This is a genomic window from Edaphocola flava (assembly GCF_004118155.1).
Lineage (GTDB): Bacteria > Bacteroidota > Bacteroidia > Chitinophagales > Chitinophagaceae > Edaphocola > Edaphocola flava.
Genome location: NZ_SAIQ01000004.1, coordinates 295,743 through 318,359, shown reverse-complemented (window position 1 = coordinate 318,359; position 22,617 = coordinate 295,743). Strand labels below are relative to the sequence as shown.

The window sequence follows — 22,617 nt, the reverse complement described above, 5'->3', positions numbered from 1 at the left end:
AATGAAGATAAAGTCCTTTTTTGCCAAACCCTATGCGGCGATTGTTCATAAGAAGATCCAGAAGGAAATGAGAACAGCCGTGCAGGACCAGGAACGCATTTTCAAAGACCTGCTCAAACACGGTTCTTTCACCCAGTTCGGCAACGACCACAGGCTCAGAGAAGTACAACAATACGATGCCTATAGCCAGGCTATACCTGTACATACTTATGATATGCTCAAGCCTTACCTGGAGCATATCAAGGAAGGCAAAAGTAATGTACTCTGGAAAGGACGACCCCTATACTTCGCCAAGACTTCCGGCACGACCAATACCGTAAAATATATTCCCATCAGCCGGGAATCGATTCATAACCAGGTCAACTCTGCGCGTAATGTACTGCTCAGTTATATGGCCACCTCCCGCAATGCCGATTTTGCAAACGGAAATATGATCTTCCTTTCCGATCCGCCAACGCTGGAACGCTTTGCCGGCATTCCTACAGGAAGGTTAAGTGGCATCATCAACCACCATGTGCCGGCGTATATGCGCAATAACCAGTTTCCTTCTTACGAGACAAACTGTATCGAAAACTGGGAAGATAAGCTGGCGCGTATTGTTGCAGAAACCATGAATAAGGATCTGACGCTGATCAGTGGTATGCCAACCTGGATACAGATGTACCTGGACTGGCTGCTGGAGCATAGTCAGAAACATAATATCAAACACCTTTTTCCAAGCCTTCAGGTGCTCATACACAGTGGTGCCAATTTTGATGTATACCGCAGCAGACTTAAAGAATGCGTGGGCTTTGATATTGATACCCTGGAGACCTATCCTACCTCGGAAGGGTTCTTTGCCTTCCAGGATTCGGTGCAGGCAGATGGAATGTTACTCAATACTAATTCCGGGATATTCTACGAATTTATACCTATATCAGAAATTCATAAAGACCAACCCAGAAGACTGCGCCTGCAGGATGTGGAATTGGGTCAGAAATATGTGCTCATCATCAGCAGCAATGCTGGCCTGTGGGGCTATAATATGGGCGATATTGTACAATTTGTAAGCCTGGATCCGTACCGCATTATTGTAAAAGGCAGGGTTAAACATTACATCTCCCTGTTCGGAGAGCAGGTGATCAGTCACGATGTTGAGCGGGCCATGCTGGCCGCTACAAATCAGCACCAGTTGAGGGTGGTAGACTTTATTGTAGCCCCTCAAACCCAGTCTGAAGGTGCACCCTATTATGAATGGCTTATTGCAGCGGATGCTCCTTTATCAGATATGGAGACAAGTGCATTTGAAGTCACTATAGATCATATGCTGCGCATGCAGAACAAGGCTTATGATAACCTTATTGTGGAGCATCAATTACAGGCCTCCCGCGTGCGTTTCCTGCCCGGAAATGCATTCCAGCAGTATATGAAAAGCATCGGCAAACTCGGAGGGCAGCACAAACTGCCGCGCCTGAGCAATAATTATGAGCTGGCAGCACAACTTTCAGCCAGCAGTATTATTGTTTAAACTGAGTATTTGCTTAAAGGAAACAAAGTTTAGCATTATGATTTAAATTGTCAATATATCTCTATATCTCTGTTGTTACTTTAGGCCTTGATACAAAAGATACCACAAAAGTCACTGTCGGTCGGCCGCAAACCAAAATTCGCTGCACTCGATTTTATCGATCAAGTCAATGTTTTTTTAATGTCAGATATATAAGGCATTTTGGAGCGATCTGTTCTGTACGGATCGCTTGTTGTTTTCATCACAGCGATAGCCATTTTGGAGTGGAGATGCGATCGTTGAGCACCGAAAGCATCACACGTTAAGCTCAGACGATCAATGCACGCAACGGTATAAAATGGCGGTGCCTTGCAATCGCCTTGATGAAAACAAAGGCATTTTTGGTCCTTTTGTTGCCAGACAAAAGGACGAATAAAATAGAGTTGACTACATTCTGATAGTCAGTCTGTATTATTAAGCCAACTGCTCCTGGTATACTTTACGGGACTCCTCTATATCTGCCATATGTTCTTTAGACCAGTCAATAAGGTTGTGAATATGTGGCAGTAATGTTTTAGCCCGCTCCGTCAGTTCGTATTCTACACGGGGCGGTATCTGCGGGTACATAGTCCGTTTCACCAGTCCGTCGGCCTCCAGGGTCTTCAGCGTTACCGTCAACATTTTCTGAGAGATCATTTCTATACCCTTATGCAATTCATTAAAACGCATAGAAGGGGTAGTATCTAATAGCATTAAAATAAGCACAGACCACTTATCTCCGAAGCGATCAAATACATTACGCACCGGGCAATGCTCCGGGATATGGATTTTTTTTGGATTATTTCCAATCATAACTATTTGATTATCAATATTAGTTTCGTCCAGGTAAGTATAAAACTTTTCCGTGCCTTCTTGTTGGAACAAAAGTTACCATTTACCTTTGACTTACCAAAAGTAAGTAAATATACTTTATTAATCAAAAAATCACATTGAATTCATAATGAAGAAAATAATGATTACCGGGGCTACCGGCGGATTGGGAAGCGAAGTGGTGCGCCAGCTAAAAGCAAAGCAACCAGCTGCCGACATCAGTGTACTGGTCCGTAACCCGGAAAATGAAACCGTTAAAGCATTTGTCCGTCAAGGCATCAATGTACAACAAGGAAGTTATGATGATTATCAAAGCCTTGTTCAGGCTTTTCAGGGAATTGAGGTATTATACTTTGTTTCCGGAAATGATATACTTGCCCGCGCGCAACAACACGAGAATGTAATCAATGCTGCCAAAGAGGCAGGTGTTCAGCATATATTATATACCAGTACGGTAAGAAAAGATGAGTCTGCTACCGCACCACTCTACCCGGTTGTGGGTACGCATGTACATACTGAGAACCTGATCAAAGCATCGGGTATGAAGTTTACGTTACTAAGGCATAACCTGTATGCCGAAGTAGTAGCTTTATTCCTGGGTGCACAAGTGGCAGAGACCAAAACGGTTTACCTGCCTGCGGGCTCAGGTAAGACAGCTTTTGTCGCCAGAACCGACTTTGCGGCAGCTGCAGCGAACATTCTGTCTCAACCGGAACTGCATGAAAACAAGATTTATGAGCTGAACGGAGCTGAACAGATAAGCTTTGAAGAAATTGGAACAATAATTGCAACAGCTATCGGTGCGCCGGTACAATACGTGTCTCCGGACGTCAATGACTACATCACCACTATGAAAGAAGCCGGCTTGCCGGATGAGATTACAGCCATGCTGTCTATGTTCGGTCAGGCGATTGCCAACACCGAATTTGATCAGCAGTCCGATGACCTGGTTCAATTACTGGGCCGTCAGCCACAATCAGTACAAACATTTATTCAACAAGCATACTCAAAATAAAAAACAAAAAAATTCAAACAATGGAATTATTAAGTGCCCTGAACTGGCGATATGCCACTAAAAAAATGAATGGTGAAAAAGTAGATCAGAACCTGGTTGACCAGATCCTGGAAGCAGCTTATCTGGCGCCTACCTCATCCGGTCTGCAACCATTCCAGGTATTCGTGATCTCTAACGAGGAACTGAAAGAAAAAATCAAACCGATCGCGTACAACCAAAGCCAGATCACAGATGCATCTCACGTACTGGTATTTGCCGCATGGGATAATTATACTGAAGAGCGCATCAGCACTGTATTCACACGCATGGTAACTGAACGCAATATGCCGGAAGAGGCGGTTGCTGATTATAAAAACAACCTGATCGCCATGTACACTCCACGTCCTGCAGAAGTAAACTTCGACCACGCAGCTCGTCAGTCTTATATTGGTTTCGGTATGGCTATTGCTGCTGCCGCAGAACTGAAAGTTGACGCTACGCCAATGGAAGGTTTCGTAGCTGATCAGCTGGATGAGTTACTGGGTCTGCGTGAAAAAGGTCTGAGAAGTACGACTATTCTTACTCTAGGATACAGAGATGCCGCTAATGACTGGTTGGTAAACCTGAAAAAAGTGCGTACGCCTAAAGAAGAATTCCTGACGATTCTGGATTAATTTTAAGATTGTTGTTTAATACTTACAAGGGACTCTTCTACCGGATAAAGCCAGTAGGGAGTCCTTATTTGTTTCCTGCAGGATACCTGCACAAATCAATTATAATATGCAAGCACAACAAAAGATGAAAGTCGAAGTATGGAGCGATATCATGTGCCCTTTCTGTTATATCGGCAAACGCCATTATGAAGCAGCCCTGGAGCAATTTGCCCATAAAGATGATATAGAACTGGTATGGAAAAGCTTTCAGCTGGACCCGTCTACAGAAGAAGATGCCGGAGATAAAGCAAATGTATATGCATACCTGGCAGAACGTAAAGGATTTAGCCTGGCAGAATCAGAAAAGATGCATGCGCAGGTGGCGCAAATGGCGCAACAGGCTGGCCTGGATTATGATTTCGATCATACCTATATGACCAATTCTTTTAAGGCACACCGCCTCATACAACTGGCCAAAACAAAAGGCCTGGGTGATGCTGCAGAGGAAGCATTGTTTAAAGCATACTTTACAGAAGGTAAAAATGTTTCTGATACGGAAACCATCAGTTCTATTGCTCTTTCTATCGGTTTAGATGCCGGAGCTGTAGCACTGGCACTAAGTGAAGATCAGTATGCTGCTGCAGTAACACAGGATGTACTGGAAGCGCAGCAGATTGGTGTACAGGGTGTTCCCTTCTTCGTATTTGATCGTAAATATGCTATATCCGGCGCACAACCGGTTCCTGCTTTTGCCCAGACACTGGAGCAGGCCCACCAGGAATGGAGCAGCAAGCAACAGGCTACGGTGTTACAGGTACAACAAGGCCCGTCCTGCGATATCGATGGCAACTGTGATTAAGCCTTTGATTTACCCATATATAAAAAGCGCAGCGACCCAATAGGTTACTGCGCTTATCTTTTTTATTCTTTTTACTGATTACTGAGCTGCTGCATTCGCGATTACATAAGCGCGGATCAGGGCTGCATCTGCTGCAGATACCTCTGTTTTAGGAATCATACGGTTCAGAATACCATGCCATTTAACATCGGTAAACGCTTCCGTTTTAAATAATTTATGACAGGTGCCACAATTAGAAGCATATAATTGCTGACCGGAGGCCAGCTGATCTGCTGTATATTGTTTCTGCGCTGTTTCTTTGGTCATTGCCGCTGTTGTTGCGGGAGTGGCTGCTTTCTTCGGGGAGCAATTGATCATGGTGATCGTTAATCCTAATACTGTAAGAACCGCTAATTTCTTCATTTTTTTTACTGATTAATGACACTAAAGTAAGCGTTTTTAGGAGAACAGAAAATTATTTCTTGCGTTCCAGCTCAAGTTTGTAATCGATGATAGCAGTTGCAATGGCTCTGGCCAGCGCATCCTGCCCGGCAGGGGAATTCAGATAAGCCTCTTCCTCTGCATTATTAATAAAACCTACCTCAATCAGTACACCCGGCATGGCACTTCCGGCCAGTACTTCCAGTGATTTCTGTTTTACACCAAAGTTGCCGCGACCCAGCTTGCCAAAATTCTGCTGTACTTTACTGCCCAGGGTTACACTTCTACCCAGGAATGCCTGTGAGTATTGCGCAATGATGATGGCTGTTGTCGGATCATTTTCATCCATCAGACCAGGCTCATCAGAAACAGTTTCACTGTATTCACCAATTGCTTTTTCTTTTTGAGAATTGCGGGAAAGACCCAGTACATAAGTCTCTGTACCACTTACGCTGGTCGCACGGTTTACAATAGTCTTGTATACCGGCACGGTCACATACTTGCGGCCCTGCTTTACACGACGGGTACCGGACTGCACTCGGCTGCGCGTACCTGCGGTAGAGTTTACGTGTATAGAAATAAACAGATCAGCATTGGCCTTATTGGCAATTTCATGTCTGCCTTTCAGTTCTACAAAGAAGTCTGCATCACGCGTCAGGATAGTCTTCAGCTGCGGCATTTCTCTGTTGAGTATATCACGCACCTTAAGGGTAATACCCAGTGCAATATCTTTCTCTTTGGAAAAGCTGCCGATTGCTCCCGGATCTTTGCCTCCGTGGCCGGCATCCAATACTACTTTACTCACTACTTTCTGCGCCAGGGCTTGCTGTGCGCATCCTACCACTATCAATATTAAAAACAGTCGGGCTATACTTTTCATCATGTCCATAACGTTATCTAACGGAATACTGATTTCTGTTATTGTTTTCAGTTCCTGATCGTACAATACTTTTAGGTAAGACTGCAAATATAATCGAAGGTTAAGGGAATTAAAAATATTTAAAGCAATTTTGCTATTAAAGAAATACTATTTTTGCGAAGTTTTTCCAATGCATATAGAATCCGTTAACATAACCCGCCCATTCCGTCACCTGCTCCTGCTCCTTGTGCTCTTACTGAGCCCTTGTGTTATATGGGCACAGGTTCCTGATACGGATGTGGAACCGGCAACGGAGCAAAGTGACACCACTGCTAAAGTTCCGGCCATGACCAAAGAAGCCAAAGAAAAGCAGCTGGGCATCAAAATTTCCAAAGACGCACCTGAAGATGAAGTTGTTTCTGTAGCTAAGGATTCGGCTATTATGGATATGGAGAAGAATATATTCTTCCTGTATGGCAATGCGCAGATCAACCAGAAAGATGTAGAGCTGAAATCCGGTGTGGTTGAGTTTGACCAGAAAAGTAATGTGGTCAGCGCCTATCCTACTTATGATACAGCAGGACTGAAAACTTCTGACCAGGAATTTATACAGGGCTCAGAAAAGTTTCAGTACGATTCTTTAAAGTATAATTTCAAAAGTAAAAGAGCTATTGTGCGCAATGCCCGCTCTACCTATGGCGATGCATTTATGATCAGCCAGCAGGTGAAGCGTAATCCAGATCAGTCAATTTACGGGTATAAAAATACGTACACCACCTGTAACCTGGATCACCCGCACTATGGCATTTATGCCAAAAAGATCAAGGCTATTCCGAATAAAGTAATTGCTTCCGGACCGGCTAATCTGCAGATTGCAGACATCCCTACTCCATTAATGTTTCCATTCGGGATATTCCCGATCAACCCCAAGCAAAAATCAGGTTTCATACTGCCCACCTATACGATGGAACAGAACCGTGGTCTGGGTCTGCAACGTATCGGGTATTATTTTGACATCAATGATTATATCGGTGCCACTATACAATTCGACATCTTCTCTAAAGGAAGTTACGGTGTATACGGCTCTACAAACTATACCAAACGATATAAGTATAACGGTAGCCTCAATGTCAACTACAGTAAGAGTATTTTCGGGGAGCCTTATGATATTGGTAAAACAGAGCAAAATGATTTTCGTATAGACTGGACACACCAGGTTGACCCAAGGTCTATGCCGGGTGCCAGCTTTAATGCGAAGGTAGAATTCGGTACCGGCGGCTATAACCGCGTAAACGGGATGACTTCCGGTATGGTACTGAACAACCAGTACAACACTTCCATTGCCTACAGCAAGTCCTGGATCGGAAAGCCTTATGCCTTATCTATGGCCTTACGCCATAACCAGAGTACCAATACCGGACAGGGGTCTATTACCCTCCCGGACATTACTTTCAATGTATCGCAGATTACTCCATTCCAGCGAAAGAATGCAGTGGGTACGCCAAAGTGGTATGAGAAAATATCGGGAACCTATATGGTCGCTGCGCAAAACCGTTACGATTTTGTCGATTCTACCTTCAGCCTGAATAACATCAAATGGTCTGATTTTAGCAGCGGCATCAAGCACTCCTTCAGCCTGGGAGCTGCATATAATATTTTTCGTTTCTTTAATTTCAGTGTAAATGTTCCGTATAATGAATATTGGAATACCAAACAGCTGATCCGCACCTGGAATCCCGTCGCGCGTAAAGATGATACAGCGATCAATATGGGCTTCTATGCTACGCGTGACTTCAGTGTTACCTCCAGCATCAGTACCCGTATTTATGGGGTAAAGATGTTCCGTAAAGGTAGTATTGCAGGTATTCGACATGTGATCACTCCAGCATTGAACTTTAATTATACCCCGGGCTTTTCCAATAGGCCGTTCAACTATTTTTATAATTACGTAGATCAGTATGGTTACTCCACAGCATTGTCGCCATATTCTATATCTCCGGGCAATGTCGGTTACCCGACCAACCCATATCCTGTCGGGTCTGCCGGTATTTCTATCAATAATACCCTGCAGATGAAGGTGCGCGGTAAAGACACCGGAGCTACCCGTATTGTCTCCATCCTGGATGGTTTCGGACTGAATGCCAATTATAATTTCTTTGCCGATTCAAATAACCTGAGCGCGATCAACCTCAATGCCAGAACCAATGTGGCTAAACACCTGGACCTGACTTTGAACGGGCAGTTCGATGCATACAGATTTGTAAACGGTTACCGCTCTAAAGAATTTCTGATCAACACAGGAGGGCCGCTGGCACAATTGCGTACATTGGGTGTCGGACTGGGCTTCAACTACCAGGGCGGTGATAAAAGTAAGAAGGATAATGATGCCGAAGAGGGCCGTAAGGGCGAAGAGGCGCAATTGCTGCTGAGAAATAACGGAATCAATGATTACTACGATTTCAATATTCCCTGGAATATCAGTATCAACTCTTCTTTAAACTACCTGAGAAAGAACCTGGTTACTGGTAAGGATACGATTATCATTACCCCAAACCTTTCCTTTACCGGTAGCATACGCTTTACGCCTAAGATGATGCTGAACATCACATCCGGTTATGACTTCTACAGTAAATCGATCGGTTATACTACCATCAATGTAACCCGCGATCTGCACTGCTGGCAGATGATGCTGAATATTGTACCTTTTGGTATATACCGCAATTACAACTTTACCATCAATGTAAAATCCTCTGTACTGCAAGACCTGAAGCTGGTGCGCAGGAGGGCTTACCAGGATAATTATTAAAACTGATTTATAAGGCAGCTCCAGCAATTCGAATATACTCAAGCCTTCTGCTCCAAACTTCATTACAACATACTCATACAACAATGCCCTGCTGATCTTGTTTCAGCAGGGCATTGTTTATATCGTTATTTCAGAACATTTAAGGACTTACATATACAGGAGGTGTAGAAATTACATTGCTCTTATTACCGGCATTATCGGTTACATACATTTCAAAGCGGAAGGTATCGCGCAGCATATGCACAGAATCCGCACGGGGAACGAAGAACACATTTTTAGCAAAAGATACGGTACCGCTACCCTTCAGGTATTTTTTACCAAAGCGGGCTTCTGTGGGTACATAGGGGAACGGATAATTATAAATCGCTCCTGTGGTCAGATTGGTAATGGTTACAGCCAGTTTGGAATCGGTATAGTCTGTTCCCATATCTCCGTCACCATCGACAAAATCATAATTCATGATCCAGCGGGTAGTATCATTATAACTTACCTCTCCGGTATTCATAGAACGGTAAGTCAACTCCGGTGTATCCGGATAGCTAACATTATCATCCTTGGAACAGGATGCAAAAGCAAGTCCGGTAATAAGGGCGGCTGCGGTAATTTTAAGATATGGTGACATAGGATAACGCGATTTACTAAATCCAAATGTAGTATTATTGCACTCAAATATACACAATTAAAATCATGGCAGCAAATACAGTTCCTGATCTGCACTGGTTGGAAACAATTGACCATCATAACTTTGAAGAAAGAGCAATTGCACTCTTTCATTATCAATACGAACACAATCCATTGTATCGTGCTTATACTGATGCCATACATATAAATGCAGAAGCGGTACGTTATCTTACAGATATCCCTTTTCTGCCCATATCATTTTTTAAAAGTCATACGGTACTTACCGGAACACAGGAGCCTGAATTGCTTTTTGAAAGCAGTGGCACAACCGGTATGATTCCCAGCAGGCACCACATTGTCCATCCGAAGTATTATGAATATGCCTACAGGAGTGCCTTTGCGTATTTTTACGGCAATGTAGAGGATTATATCGTGATCGGGCTGCTGCCCTCCTACCTGGAGCGGAAGCACTCCTCACTGGTATATATGGTGAATGACCTGGTACAGATGAGTGCAAATGAAGACAGCGGATTTTACCTTAATGAATTTGAGCAGCTGGCCATCGTGTTGCAAAAACACCGGGACAAGAAAATTATATTGATTGGCGTAACCTTTGCCCTGCTTGATTTTGCAGAGGCCTACCCTATGGACCTGTCGCATGTAATCGTGATGGAAACCGGGGGCATGAAGGGCAGGAAAGAAGAATGGACCCGTATGGAGGTACATGCTTACCTGCAACAGCAGTGGCAATTGCCAGGTGTACATTCTGAATATGGTATGAGCGAATTGCTCTCCCAGGCTTATGCCCCTGCAAACGGGCTGTTTTCCTGCGATCGTACCATGAAGGTTTTGCTGCGGGACGAATCTGATCCACTGGAGACCTATGCCTATGGCAGCGGTTGTTTAAACATTATTGACCTGGCCAATATCGACTCCTGTGCTTTTATTGCCACAGAAGATATTGCCAAGATTCACAGAGACGATACCTTTGAGGTACTGGGGCGTCGCGATCATGCAGCACTAAGGGGTTGCAGCCTGATGGTGATCTGATAATCAGCGATAAAATTTCACAGAATAGGCATTCAAATGTAATATTTTTAATACTTTGGCACTTTAAAAACCGAAAACCACATTAATGGAGCAGACCACCGGATTAAAACGCAGCTTAACCCTTACCGACGGCATACTGATTGTTGCCGGATCTATGATCGGATCAGGTATATTTATTGTCAGTGCCGATATGGTCCGTAATTTAGGCAGCGCCGGATGGCTGATGCTGATCTGGCTCATTACCGGTCTGATGACGGTTTTTGCGGCGATCTCTTATGGGGAGTTATCTTCCATGTTTCCCAAAGCTGGCGGACAGTATGTGTTCTTAAAAGAAGCGTACAATTCGCTGACCGGTTTCTTATACGGCTGGAGTTTTTTTACCGTAATCCAGACCGGTACTATCGCTGCGGTGGGTGTGGCCTTCAGTAAGTTTGCCGGCTATTTCATCCCGGCACTGGAGATGAAAGATGCCAATATTCTCTTTACTATCGGCGATCAGTTTAAACTATATCCCGCACAGCTTGTGTCTATTGCCCTTGTCATCTTCCTGACCTGGGTCAACAGCCGTGGGGTTAAAGAAGGGAAATTCATCCAGACAATATTTACTTCTGCAAAATTATTATCTCTTTTCGGCCTCATCATTTTCGGATTCCTGCTGGCTGCAAAAGCCGATATCTGGAACGAAAACTGGGCAACAGGCCTGAGCATGAAGTTCACCACGCCGGTAAATGGCAATCCTGATAATGGCTGGAACCTGTTTAGCCAGGTTGGCAGCTGGTCTGCGGCACTGGGATTGATAGCCTCTGCAATGGTAGGATCTGTATTCAGCAGTGTAGCCTGGGAAAATGTAACTTTCCTGGCAGGAGAGATCAAGAATCCGCAGCGAAATGTGGGCCTGAGCCTGTTCTTCGGTACCCTGATCGTTACGATTATTTACATTACCATCAACCTGATGTATGTTGCCGTTCTGCCATTGACACCAGCTGAGACGGGTGGTATCTATGCACCCAATTCCGGTGGCATCGCCTTTGCCGTACAGGATCGTGTAGCCACTGCTGCATCATTTAATATCTTTGGCAATATTGGTGCGCTGGTCATTGCGGTAATGATTATGATTTCAACCTTTGGCTGTAATAATGGCCTGATCATGACCGGTGCGAGGGTATTTTATACAATGGCAAATGATAACCTGTTCTTCAAACAAGCAGGCAGATTGAATAAAAATTCCGTTCCGGAATGGGCCCTGTGGGCACAATGCTTCTGGACATCAATATTATGTCTGAGTGGTAAATACGGTTTACTGCTGGATTACGTTGTATTTGTAACACTGATCTTTTACATGATTACTATATACGGCATTTTCAGACTGCGCAAGAGCAGACCTGATGCGGAGCGTCCTTATAAAGCGTTTGGTTATCCGTTTATACCTATATTGTATTTTATTCTTGCAGGTGCTATGGCACTGGGCTTGCTGATTGCCAAATGGGAGACCTGTGTATTTGGAATTATTGTGGTACTGATCGGCCTTCCGGTGTATTACCTGTTGGTGCGTAAAGAAAAACAAGCTACGGCTTAATGAATGAATAAGTATGAACTTCCTGTTTCCATTGTTTCTGATCTCCGGTCTGGCTATTGCCATACCGATCATAATACATCTCTTTAATTTCAGAAAGTACAAAACGATTTATTTCCCGGACACCCGTCTGCTGGAGTCCATCAAGATTACCTCACAACGCAGTGCCACTATCGAAAACTGGTTGCTGTTGCTCAGTCGCATCCTGTTCGTAGCTGCGCTGGTACTGGCTTTTGCACAACCTTTATTTAAAAATGCATCTGCCGGTAAGAGCAATCTGAACATATTGTATGTAGACAATTCACAGAGCATGTCTATCAGCAGTAATAAGGGGCAATTGTCCTTGCTGCAGAAGGCCGTTTCTGATGCAAAGAAAGTGGTAGAGCAGTCCGATGCCACACAAGATTTTATCCTGCTCACAAATGATAATCCTTATGCCAGCAGGCCTGTACCGCAGACCGAGGTGTTAAAGAAACTGGATGCACTGCAGGTCAGTGCCCGCACGACCAGCCTGAGCCAGGTTGTAACAGCGGTGAACAATATTCTTTCCGACAATAATATTACCAATGCAGATGCTTACCTGTTTTCAGATATGCAACGCAGCACTTTGCTGCGGGATGCTGCAGTAAAAGCCACATCCGGTACCCGTTTCCATTTCAGAACGGTGGAGCTGGACGAGCATAATAACATTTACTTTGATACCGCATACTTTCTGCAACCGGTAATTGATACCCGCCAGGAAAATCCGCTGGTCGTAAAAGTGGCCCGTTCCGGTAGTGCCGATAAGGATCAGCAGGTATCTATGCAGGTACTGGTCGATAACCAGGTAAGGGCAGCAAAAACCATTTCCGTACCCAATGACAGTACCGTACTGGATACCATACCACTGGTGATTAATACACCGGGATGGCATAAAATAGCCCTGGTGCTGAAAGATGCTCAGGTAAACTATGATGATACCTTCCGCATTACAGCAAAGACCAATGCTACCCTGTCTGTACTGAATCTTACAGAAGGCAGCAGCAGTCCATATATCACAGCAGCTTTGAGCCCGATGAACGGCTTCCTAACCCAACAGGGAATGGTCGGTTCTATAGGCACACAGGACCTGAGCGCCTTTAACCTGGTTATCCTGCACCATATTTCCGGTCTGGATGCTGGTACGGCAAAGGCAATGAAAACGGGACTGGATAATGGTTTAAGCTTCCTTATTATCCCGAAAAATATCAGGGATATTCAGGCCTTCAATACACAATTAAGTACACTGGCCCCCATCAGCCTGGCTAAAGAAGATACTACAGCAACACAGATCGGCAGTGTGCAATCGGAACATGCCCTGTTGAAGGATGTGATTGCCAGTATGCCGGCCAATGTACAGCTACCGGCAGTATTGCGTCACTACCCTATTTCTGCCGGTCTTAATGCCGGCCAGCAAAGTATTTTGAGCCTGAAGAATGGCCATCCTTTTCTTGCGCAATACACCATTGGTCAGGGAAGATTATACCTGCTGGCGAGTCCGCTGGAAGAGCAGGCCGGCAATTTTGTGCTGAGTAACCTGTTTCTGCCTATATTATACAAAATGTGTGCGCAGAGCGGAGCACAGTCTATCTATGCGGTTACGGCCAATAATCGTCAGCCTGTATTTGTGCCTTTACATTCCCGCAACCGCAGTGTGTTTCGTATACAGGGTAATGGACAGGAAACCGTTCCCCCGCAGGCTCCTTTTGGAAATGGTACTAATGTATATGCCGGTAATGTCATTACCCAGACAGGTTTTTACCGCCTGACCAACGATGAGGTTAAAGACAGTACTTTAATTGCGGTCAATAATGACATCCTGGAATCGCGTTTGAAACCGGCTACAGAAGCGGAGATCAGTAATCTGCTGAAACCGGCTACAGTATACTGGAATGAACATAAAGGTCCGGGATTCAGCGGTGGTAAAACAGGTAGTATTGACCTCTGGAAGTGGTGCGTGGTACTGGCCTTGATCGGTTTATGTATCGAGACTTATCTGTTGATTGCCAGAAGAAAACATAAGAAAGTGACACCATAAATGAGCTAATAATCAGCTGATTATTGCCGACATGATTAAACTATACTGGGTATCCGCATTCAGCAAACAAAAAACTTCCTTTATGCTCTAGTTCCATTTATCGTTATTGGTACCTTTTGCCTTGATGCAAAAGGTACCGCCAAAAAATCAAGGCTGTATAAATCCCTGGCTAAAAATCAAAATGTCGGTCGGTCGCAAACCAGACTCACTACGTTCAAACCGTGGTTTCCGACTTTATCGACCGAGCCAATGATTTTATTAACGCAGGATTTATAAGGCCATTTTGAGTGATCTGTACCATGCTGATCGCTTATTATTTTTATCACTGCTATAGCCATTTTGGATGGTGCATCGGGAGCCTCAGTAACCGGATTTTCGTACCCTAAGATTCTCGAAGGGTAATAAAAGAGAGGGCCTCCGCTGAAAAACGGAGGCCCTGTGCATTGGGTTTATACTACTCTAGTGTTTAATTTTTCAAGATAGCACCACCAACTTTTCCTGTGTTTTCAGTAGCAGGTATGCTCACTTTACGTTCCGGAGTTGCTGTTTTCTCCGCGTTCATATAATCTTTAGGACGGGTAATGGCATCTATGCTGCGATCTTCAGGCATACCCCATTCTGCAGCATGCAGATAGCGTCCTTTAAATTGTGGTTCTTTTTCTACCTCAGGTACTACACGATGCGCATTGGCATATTTATCATGACGCACACCGGTTACCTGCCAGCTCACTTTAATACCAGGCTGATTGGTCTGGATTCTGAATTCATTACCAGACACTTCCTGGGCAACAATTGCCTGTGCGAAAGCACCAATTACGGTAAGCTGATAACGGAAATCCTGGTTCAGCGATTCAAAATATTCAGGCAGTTTTACTGTTGCATAACCATTGGCATCTGTAGTGATGTTACCGTTGTAGATGTTCATCATATCCGGACTTTCTACAAAGCTATGGTACAGGTATTTGTTTTCAGGATCTAAAGGGTGATCGATTTTGAACGTACCACTACCTTTGGCAATAGAACCCGTGATCTGTACATTACCGGAGAAATAACCGGCATAGTTAGTCGTTGCACCGCTGGCGAAGCCATACACACCATAGCGTACGGTTGGTACTGTAGCCCCACCAACAGTTTGTGCGTTACCATATACACCATAGGTATTACCAATACCGGTTGTTGCAGCAAAGCTGGCATTTTTATTATAACCAACTACACCTATACCTCCGACAGAAGCTCCCATTACACCGGCGGTGTTGGCAGAACCATACACGCCCAGATCCTGGTTACCTACACCGAAAATAGTGTTGGCATCCTGGTTATTAACTCCGTTATAACCGGTACCCTGAACACCGACACCATAGTTACTACCGTTGTAGTTACCGAATACACCGGCTTTAAGACAAGCCTGAGAAGTATAAGAATAACCAGTGATGGCTGCGAAGGTATCTATAGCCGGAACCGGAGTTGCCGGTTGCATTACATGCAATCTACCACTTGGTGTAGAGGTACCGAAGCCAGAAGCACCGGTAGATACTACGATACCACGACCAGTAGTACCACCATCAAAGAAACCGGCTACACCGGCACCTGTAGCCACACCCCAGATACCATTACCGGTACCGGTGGCTACACCAACTGTACCGCCAAGCGTACCTGTAGACAGACCATACACTCCGTTCTGAGATCCGCTGACCCCGATTACACCGATACCTGTGGTAGATTCACCATATACAGAACCCGCAGTAGCGATCGAGGTTGCTGGCGTACCGGTTAGCGTAGCCCTCATGGCATTACCGATAGCACCGGCTGTCACCTGAAATTTGATATTCGGACTGAGTGTACCGGTATTGACACCAACTGAAGTACCATCATCTGTCAACTGAGAGTTGCCTCCCGTGGTAGCTCCGGTAAACTTAACTAAAGTATTGGTCGTACCACTGATATTGGCACTGCCCGCAGGACCCTGAGGACCCGCAGGGCCTTGTGCTCCTGTAGCACCTGCCGCCCCGGTAGCGCCTACAGGTCCGGCAGGACCTTGTGCACCGGTCGCGCCAACTGGCCCCTGAGGGCCGGCAGGGCCAGCGGGTCCCTGAGCACCAGTAGCACCGTTAGGACCGGTCGCGCCTACAGGACCAGCCGGACCGGCAGGGCCTTGTGGTCCCGCTGGACCAGCTACGCCGCCATTAGCCGCGTGTAAGGCAAAAGGTACGCTCAATAATTGTGTAGCACCCAGGTTGGTATAGTTTGTACCACCGGCAGGGTCAATTTCTACTTTCATATACTTATCTCCGGTGCCCCAGTTTACAGCAGCCATAGTACCGGTAACCGGTGTACCATTACCTACCGAGATATTATATAAACCATAGGTATTGGTAGTAGCGCTCTGTGTTTCGGAGTATACGACCGTACCAGAAGATGAGCCATCGAGGATACTGATTCTCAATCCCAGAGATTGATTCGCCAGAGCAGCCCCGGTATTATTGCGGGCTACGCCCTGATAATTGAATTTTTGTGGTGCCTGAGCCGTGCCCACCTGGATGGCGGCAAAGGCTATGGCAATACTTAGTATTAACTTTTTCATACAGATGATTTTTTAAGAATATTGTAAATATTGTTTTTAAGTGAAATGCAACGCATGACGAAGGTTGCTTGCAGGTTTTGCTATTTGATTTTTGATTTCAGGATTTCAATTTCTTTTTTCAGCTCTTCTATAATGGCTTGTTGCTCCTGGATTGCTTTGATTGCAATAACACTCAGGCTGGAATAATCCATTGTCAACTGATTATCAACCATAGGGTTACCCTCACCGGTAGTATTGACCATAACCAGTTCCGGGAATACTGTCTGTACATCCTGAGCCAGAAAGCCTATAGATTTTATATGGTTAGGGTTATTGAATTTATATTCGTAGCGTTTGGCATCCAGCGTTTTTAATTTAGGTAATACAGATTCCATACTTTGAATATTGGTTTTGAGACGGGCATCTGATAAGCTGGTGTATACGCCAGTTGTACCGTTGAATGTGCCCAGGTTACCGGTTTTACCGATAATCATATCGCCGGAAGAAGATGCATAAAAGCTCCATCCAGTACTGGCTGTAGTATTTTGAATACGAATACCATTATCATTAAAAGTACCGGTCACACCATCTACCTGGAAGCGGTATTTAGGGAAACGTGTACCAATACCTACATTACCGATAGAATCTACAGTCAGTTTAGGCACAGCAGCAATGGTTAAGTGCAGGCTACCTAATGTATTACCACCACCGGTACCGAAGTCTACGTCTTCGTTTTTACCGGCATAGCTACCAAGGTATCCACGGTATACTCCATTTTCATAAAAGCCCCACCATAAGCTGCTGGCTGTAGTACCTACCAGGCCATAACCACCGTTAGACGTAGCTTGTACCCCTTTGGCTGCTTGTGCATAGGGTACAGACAGCATTTTAGTCGTACCCAGATCTGCGTAGCTGGTACCACCCGCAGGATCCATTTCTACTTTCATAAAGCGATCACCGGTGAGGCCATTTGCAGCAGACATAGTACCCGTCACAACAGTACCGGAACCAACCTGTACATTGAATAAGCCGTAGGCATTCGTCATCGCACTCTGCGTTTCGGAATACAATACTGTGTTGGAGGCATCAAGAATAGATAACCTCAGTCCGATAGACTGATTAGCCAAAGCGGCTCCTGCATTGTTACGGGCAACACCCTGGTAGTTGAACATATCTGGCACTTGGGCAAAAGAAATACCCATAGAGGCGCATATGCAAAGCGATATAAATAATAACTTTTTCATGTTTTTTGTTTTTAATAATTGAAATGATTTGACTTACTGAACTTTTTTGATTTCAAAACTGTTACGGTATTGACTGCCCTGCTGCTGTACCTGCACATTGAGGTAGTAACTACCTGCAGCATAAGGAGCCAGATCAATCATGATTTTTTCTTTACCGGAAGGGATTTTGTAGCTGTGCATGATGAGGGATCTGCCCAATACATCATACAGGCTGTAATGCAGTTCTGCAGAAGCGTTCAGTTTGGTTTCGAGGTATACGAAGCTACCGGTGGGATTTGGGTAAACGCTCAGCTGATCCAGGGATAAGGGTACATCATTGATACCCACCTGTGATGCCTTGGGTTGCAGGAGGCCCTGTGTGACCGTAAGCGAACCAGCTGTTGCGGTATGTACCAGGGTCATTTCACCAATGGACCACTCGTACGTGTTACCGGAGATGGCAGCACTACCCCCTGTGGCATTAAGCGTAGAGGGCGAGATGCTCTGGGCGCTGGAGCAATAAGCGCTCATGCCCAGGGCAAGTAGTAATACAATTGATTTCATAATTTTTGTTTTTAAAGTGAGAATAGTTTACTATAGTTGAAAATTGGTTATATATATAGAAGTATCTATATTGTTTAAAGTTAGTTATCAATAAATTTTATATTAGAATCACGCTTTTCAATTATAGTTCAAAGGTCTATATATTTCAGGGCTCCCGTATGAGGAAAAATCCCCGTTTTTCATGGGCCTAACGGCTCAAAATCACAGCAGCAGGGCATTTTGCATAAAAAAAGTGCCCGCTTTGCAGCAGGCACTGAAGTATATATCAGGGAAATGTATTATATTAAAGAATTTCCCCTACATGCTTTTGTATATTATTGCAGATCTTTTGCAAGGGCAGATCATTAGGATCTCCTCCAAACGGATCTTCTATCTCTTCTGCAATCAGCTCCAGGCTACCCAATACATACGCGATAAAGGTAACCAGCGGGGCTACATAATAACCCAGCTGAAATACATACCCGATCGGCAAGGTTATCACATAGATCATGATAAAGCGCTTGATAAATGAACTGTAGGAATAAGGAATAGGTGTGTTCTTAATGCGCTCACAGCCCCCGCAGATATCGGTCAGTGCAGAGAGTTCGTTGTTTAAATTGATCATGTGCGCATCGGTAAGAATGCCTTCTTTATACATCTGCTGCACCTTAAGAGAAAGTATGCGTGCTACCTGGTTGGGTATATGCTTATCCTTTTCCAGTATATATAATTCCGGATGCTCTTTTACATCAAGGCTTAAGCGTGTACTTTCAGATTGCAGGTGTATCTTTAAAGACTCTGCATACAGCGGTATATACTTCCTGAAAAACAACCTGTACTCCTCATCCTTGGAGTCCAGTACGGAAGCCAGCTTTATGGCAAAATTACGGCTGTTATTGACCAGCGAGCCCCAGAGTTTGCGTCCCTCCCACCAGCGGTCATAAGCCGTATTGGTACGGAATACCACCAGTAAAGAGATTACAAAGCCCAATGTGGTATGCATCAGGTTTATGTTCTTGATCCAGCTATTGCTGGATAGCTTCCAGACTTCGATTTCCAGATAACCCAGAACGGCACAGTATATAAATATGGCGATGAGTATCGGCAGCATCTTACGCAAGGTGTCTGCCTTGGAGAGTAAGAATTTAAAGTCGAACCAGGTCTTGCTGTCGTAGATGTACATTGTTTTAATTGTTTTGTCAAAAGTAAGGAACAGCGGCTTTAATTTTCTGCCTTCGGTTCGATTTTTTCCAGGATATCATTCATCATTTCAATCTGTATACGCTGTATCTCCAGCAGTTCCTGTTGCTGGTGAATGATGAGGTGATCGATCTTCTCGTGCAGGGCGCGCAGCTCTATTTCCGTTTTCAGGTTGATCATATAGTCCTTTTTGGCCCGCTGCCGGTCTTTGTCTTCCTGGCGGTTCTGGCTCATCATGATCACGGGTGCCTGCAAAGATGCCAGGCAGGACAGGATCAGGTTCAGCAGGATGAAGGGATAAGGATCGAAACCCTTATTGGCCAGCAGGTATACATTGGCCGCGATCCATATTAGAATGAAGACTCCAAATGCTATAATAAAGGTCCAGCTGCCGCCAAAGGTGGCTACTTTATCGGCCACTCTTTGCCCAACCGTATCTCCTGAAGTATCTTCCTGACTATCCACTTCTTTAGTAATGATGCTATTATCATTCAGTGTCTGCATTACCTTCTGCTCCATATCGGTAAGATGACTTACCTCTTTGGAAAGATAGGAAGAGATGTACTGCATGCGGTACTCATTCAATTCTTTCAGGGAGAGCGAAGACTGATCATTAAACCGGGGCTTATCCTTTATAATCATGTTTAAGAGTCCGGCACTGATAGCATGAGCATTCACTCTTTCCGAAACGGGATACGATTCACCGGAGATATCGCTGATAAAGGTTTGGGCCATAATGTGTTTTATTCTGTTACAAATATAAAGGCTATTACACATTACTGTAATAGCCTTTATCATAAAAAGTAAATTTTGTTTACTCCATCTCTTACTCCATCGAGTACAGACCGAAGTAGTTGCCTTCTGTATCGCTGCAAATGGCACAAAAACCATACTCCCCGATAGAGAACTTAGGCTGCTGTATTTTACCACCAGCTGCTTCTACTCTACCCTGCTCTACCGAGCAGTCTTTGCAGCCAAAGTATACCAGGGTACTGTTACCACCTGCTTTTACATGCTCCATTTGTACCAGGGCACCAGAGGTGCCCATACCATCTTCCACACCAGGGAAGCCAAGCATTTTCATATCCATATCTCCTGGTGTAGCCATTTCGTTCATGGTATAGCCCAGAACGGTTTCATAGAATTTGCGTGCACGGTTGATATCATCTACATAGATTTCGAACCAGTGTACCGGGTTGTAGCCTGCCATAATTGTGTGTTTAAAGGGTTTTAATAATAGTTATGTAATATTTTAATTGTGTATGCTTTAAAGGAAACGAATATTGATTTATACTGTTCAGATTTGCTACCTTTTGTCTTGATGCAAAAGGTACCGCTTTGTCATATCGACCATAGTGTAACGGAGCGGAGAAATCTCCTTTTTATACATAACAATAAAAGGATATTTCTCGACGTCGCTATGTTGTGCTCGAAATGACGAGAGGCCCTTAGAAAGATGCAAGCACTTTTGGTTCATTTATTGCCAGATCAGGACGAATAACATAGTTAACTACAGGCAGATATTCAGTTAATTTTATGGCTGCTGATTAACAACATAGTGTTTAAAATTGTTCAGGATAGCCTGCCAGCCTGCCTGCTGCATATCACGGTCGTTGATATCTTCTGCTTCGAAATGTTCAGATACTACGGTATCATTGCCCTGTTCGTTAAAGGCTACATGTACCTTGCGGCCGTCTCCCATTGTATAAGCAATGGTTTTATGCGGATTCACTTCTGTGTACGTGCCACCAAAATCGAACTGCATGCTGCCATCCCGTGCAGCCATTACATATTTAAAGTCACCTCCTTCACGAAGGTCGTTGCGTGCTTCCGGGCAGTGCCAGTCTTCGCTTGCCGCATTCCATTGCTGTACGGCATCGGGCTGGGTAAAGGCATCCCATACTTGCTGCAGCGAAGCGGGAATGCGTACTTCTACGTGGATCGGATTGTGCATAGTGTTTTAATTTTATGTGTTTTGGTTAATCGGTTATGCTCTTTTGGAACGCATGGCTTTTACCTTCTGTACCTGCTTATCGGCACAGAAGTGCTTATACTCCTCTGTCTCACAGCCATAGAGGGCTACCTTGCCCGCCTCGTTATGATGAATGCCAAAGCCATAGCGCTTGGCCAGCGGCGAGGCCCGCAGGCAGGCCTGCCCTTTGGAGAAAAACTGCTCACGGGCATCGTCCCACTCATCATTGGTCAGTTCGTTTTTAAAGGCATGGCACTGGAAGATTACTTCGTCGGAACTGTACCGGTACGGATGATCGTGCAGCATATTATATTGCATATTGGCAATAGACAGCTTGTCTCCCTTCTGCGGCGGCACCTCTGCCTGCATTACGGGGCAATCTTCTGCTACTTCTATAAATGTGTTGATATAGTTAGTCGTATGTTGTTTCATCATTGCCCTATTTTATACCGTATTTCTGGTCTATAAACTGTAAGGTGTCTGCAATCATTTCTTTGAGCACTTCCTGGTCTATATGCTCCAGCTTCTTTACATAGATACAGGCCTTGCCCATCTTGAATTTGCCCAGTGCATTCAGTAATTCCTGCTGGCGTATGGTATCGCAATAGACATAAACAGACAGGGCTGCCTTGCGGGGAGAGAAACCGATTACCGGTGCATCTCCTTCATGGCCGCTGTCGTACTTATAGTGGTACTCGCCAAACCCGATAATGCTGCTGCCCCACATGCGCGGCGCTTTTCCGGAGCATTGCTCCATCAGCCGTACCAGTTCATAACTATCGCTGCGCTGCTGCGCATCGCTTACCTGTTCTATAAAATCGGTAACGCTATCTTCTGTAAAAACAGTTTTATTTGCTTTGGCCATAACTATA

The 22,617-nt window shown here is 44.7% G+C and carries 21 protein-coding genes; 8 read left to right on the top strand and 13 right to left on the bottom strand.

Going from position 1 to position 22,617, the window contains the following annotated elements; all coding sequences use genetic code 11:
- Position 1 precedes the first annotated feature (1 nt).
- Positions 2-1,507 carry a GH3 family domain-containing protein gene (locus EMP01_RS13615; protein WP_129022099.1) on the top strand — a complete coding sequence of 502 codons (1,506 nt, stop codon included), beginning with the start codon at positions 2-4 and terminating at the stop codon, positions 1,505-1,507.
- A 453-nt stretch (positions 1,508-1,960) separates the two neighbouring features.
- Here the strand turns inward: EMP01_RS13615 and EMP01_RS13610 are convergent, their stop codons facing one another.
- The gene (locus EMP01_RS13610) at positions 1,961-2,410 is read right to left on the bottom strand and encodes a winged helix-turn-helix transcriptional regulator (RefSeq protein WP_237559543.1); all 450 of its coding nucleotides are present in this window, start codon (positions 2,408-2,410) and stop codon (positions 1,961-1,963) included.
- Between the two features lie 76 nt (positions 2,411-2,486).
- On the opposite strand from EMP01_RS13610, the gene EMP01_RS13605 reads away from it, so the two are divergent.
- The 3 genes from EMP01_RS13605 (at position 2,487) to EMP01_RS13595 (ending at position 4,862) form a co-directional block, all read left to right on the top strand.
- Positions 2,487-3,371, top strand: coding sequence for an SDR family oxidoreductase (locus tag EMP01_RS13605; RefSeq protein ID WP_129022098.1), 885 nt, complete (start codon positions 2,487-2,489; stop codon positions 3,369-3,371).
- A gap of 20 nt (positions 3,372-3,391) precedes the next feature.
- Positions 3,392-4,024, top strand: a complete 633-nt coding sequence (locus EMP01_RS13600; protein ID WP_129022097.1) for an NAD(P)H-dependent oxidoreductase — start codon at positions 3,392-3,394, stop codon at positions 4,022-4,024.
- Positions 4,025-4,130: 106 nt separating this feature from the next.
- The gene (locus tag EMP01_RS13595) at positions 4,131-4,862 is read left to right on the top strand and encodes a DsbA family oxidoreductase (RefSeq protein ID WP_202616080.1); all 732 of its coding nucleotides are present in this window, start codon (positions 4,131-4,133) and stop codon (positions 4,860-4,862) included.
- Positions 4,863-4,940: 78 nt separating this feature from the next.
- Here EMP01_RS13595 and EMP01_RS13590 read toward each other — a convergent pair whose 3' ends face one another.
- Entirely contained in the window at positions 4,941-5,264 is a 324-nt protein-coding gene (locus EMP01_RS13590) for a cytochrome c (protein ID WP_129022096.1), read from the bottom strand.
- Between the two features lie 52 nt (positions 5,265-5,316).
- Positions 5,317-6,249: an N-acetylmuramoyl-L-alanine amidase family protein gene (locus tag EMP01_RS13585; RefSeq protein ID WP_129022095.1), complete on the bottom strand. Its 933-nt coding sequence runs from the start codon at positions 6,247-6,249 to the stop codon at positions 5,317-5,319.
- A gap of 82 nt (positions 6,250-6,331) precedes the next feature.
- Here EMP01_RS13585 and EMP01_RS13580 point away from each other — a divergent pair, with 82 nt between their 5' ends.
- Complete coding sequence (locus tag EMP01_RS13580; RefSeq protein ID WP_129022094.1) at positions 6,332-8,947, top strand: putative LPS assembly protein LptD; 2,616 nt, start codon at positions 6,332-6,334, stop codon at positions 8,945-8,947.
- A 139-nt stretch (positions 8,948-9,086) separates the two neighbouring features.
- On the opposite strand, the gene EMP01_RS13575 is transcribed toward EMP01_RS13580, so the two are convergent.
- Positions 9,087-9,569, bottom strand: a complete 483-nt coding sequence (locus EMP01_RS13575) for a hypothetical protein (protein WP_129022093.1) — start codon at positions 9,567-9,569, stop codon at positions 9,087-9,089.
- A gap of 65 nt (positions 9,570-9,634) precedes the next feature.
- Here EMP01_RS13575 and EMP01_RS13570 point away from each other — a divergent pair, with 65 nt between their 5' ends.
- From EMP01_RS13570 to EMP01_RS13560, 3 genes are all read left to right on the top strand, one after another.
- The gene (locus EMP01_RS13570) at positions 9,635-10,618 is read left to right on the top strand and encodes an acyl transferase (protein WP_202616079.1); all 984 of its coding nucleotides are present in this window, start codon (positions 9,635-9,637) and stop codon (positions 10,616-10,618) included.
- Positions 10,619-10,703: 85 nt separating this feature from the next.
- Positions 10,704-12,194 carry an APC family permease gene (locus EMP01_RS13565; RefSeq protein ID WP_129022092.1) on the top strand — a complete coding sequence of 497 codons (1,491 nt, stop codon included), beginning with the start codon at positions 10,704-10,706 and terminating at the stop codon, positions 12,192-12,194.
- A gap of 13 nt (positions 12,195-12,207) precedes the next feature.
- Positions 12,208-14,247: a BatA domain-containing protein gene (locus EMP01_RS13560; RefSeq protein ID WP_129022091.1), complete on the top strand. Its 2,040-nt coding sequence runs from the start codon at positions 12,208-12,210 to the stop codon at positions 14,245-14,247.
- Positions 14,248-14,713: 466 nt separating this feature from the next.
- Here EMP01_RS13560 and EMP01_RS13555 read toward each other — a convergent pair whose 3' ends face one another.
- The 9 genes from EMP01_RS13555 to EMP01_RS13515 form a co-directional block, all read right to left on the bottom strand.
- Positions 14,714-16,828 carry a collagen-like domain-containing protein gene (locus tag EMP01_RS13555; RefSeq protein ID WP_129022090.1) on the bottom strand — a complete coding sequence of 705 codons (2,115 nt, stop codon included), beginning with the start codon at positions 16,826-16,828 and terminating at the stop codon, positions 14,714-14,716.
- Between the two features lie 80 nt (positions 16,829-16,908).
- Positions 16,909-18,051 carry a tail fiber domain-containing protein gene (locus EMP01_RS13550; protein ID WP_129022089.1) on the bottom strand — a complete coding sequence of 381 codons (1,143 nt, stop codon included), beginning with the start codon at positions 18,049-18,051 and terminating at the stop codon, positions 16,909-16,911.
- Between the two features lie 33 nt (positions 18,052-18,084).
- Positions 18,085-18,594 (bottom strand): T9SS type A sorting domain-containing protein, encoded by a 510-nt coding sequence (locus EMP01_RS13545; protein ID WP_129022088.1) that lies wholly within the window; start codon positions 18,592-18,594, stop codon positions 18,085-18,087.
- Positions 18,595-18,877: 283 nt separating this feature from the next.
- Positions 18,878-19,756 (bottom strand): bestrophin family protein, encoded by an 879-nt coding sequence (locus EMP01_RS13540; protein ID WP_129022087.1) that lies wholly within the window; start codon positions 19,754-19,756, stop codon positions 18,878-18,880.
- Positions 19,757-19,794: 38 nt separating this feature from the next.
- On the bottom strand, positions 19,795-20,508 hold the full coding sequence (locus EMP01_RS13535) for a DUF1003 domain-containing protein (protein ID WP_129022086.1): 714 nt from the start codon (positions 20,506-20,508) through the stop codon (positions 19,795-19,797).
- A 91-nt stretch (positions 20,509-20,599) separates the two neighbouring features.
- Positions 20,600-20,983, bottom strand: a complete 384-nt coding sequence (locus tag EMP01_RS13530; protein ID WP_129022085.1) for a VOC family protein — start codon at positions 20,981-20,983, stop codon at positions 20,600-20,602.
- A gap of 324 nt (positions 20,984-21,307) precedes the next feature.
- Positions 21,308-21,727 carry an SRPBCC domain-containing protein gene (locus tag EMP01_RS13525; RefSeq protein ID WP_129022084.1) on the bottom strand — a complete coding sequence of 140 codons (420 nt, stop codon included), beginning with the start codon at positions 21,725-21,727 and terminating at the stop codon, positions 21,308-21,310.
- 33 nt (positions 21,728-21,760) lie between these two features.
- Complete coding sequence (locus EMP01_RS13520; protein WP_237559542.1) at positions 21,761-22,180, bottom strand: DUF6157 family protein; 420 nt, start codon at positions 22,178-22,180, stop codon at positions 21,761-21,763.
- A 4-nt stretch (positions 22,181-22,184) separates the two neighbouring features.
- A complete protein-coding gene (locus tag EMP01_RS13515; protein ID WP_129022083.1) occupies positions 22,185-22,610 on the bottom strand; it encodes a DUF1801 domain-containing protein in 426 nt (141 codons plus the stop codon).
- Positions 22,611-22,617 lie beyond the last annotated feature (7 nt).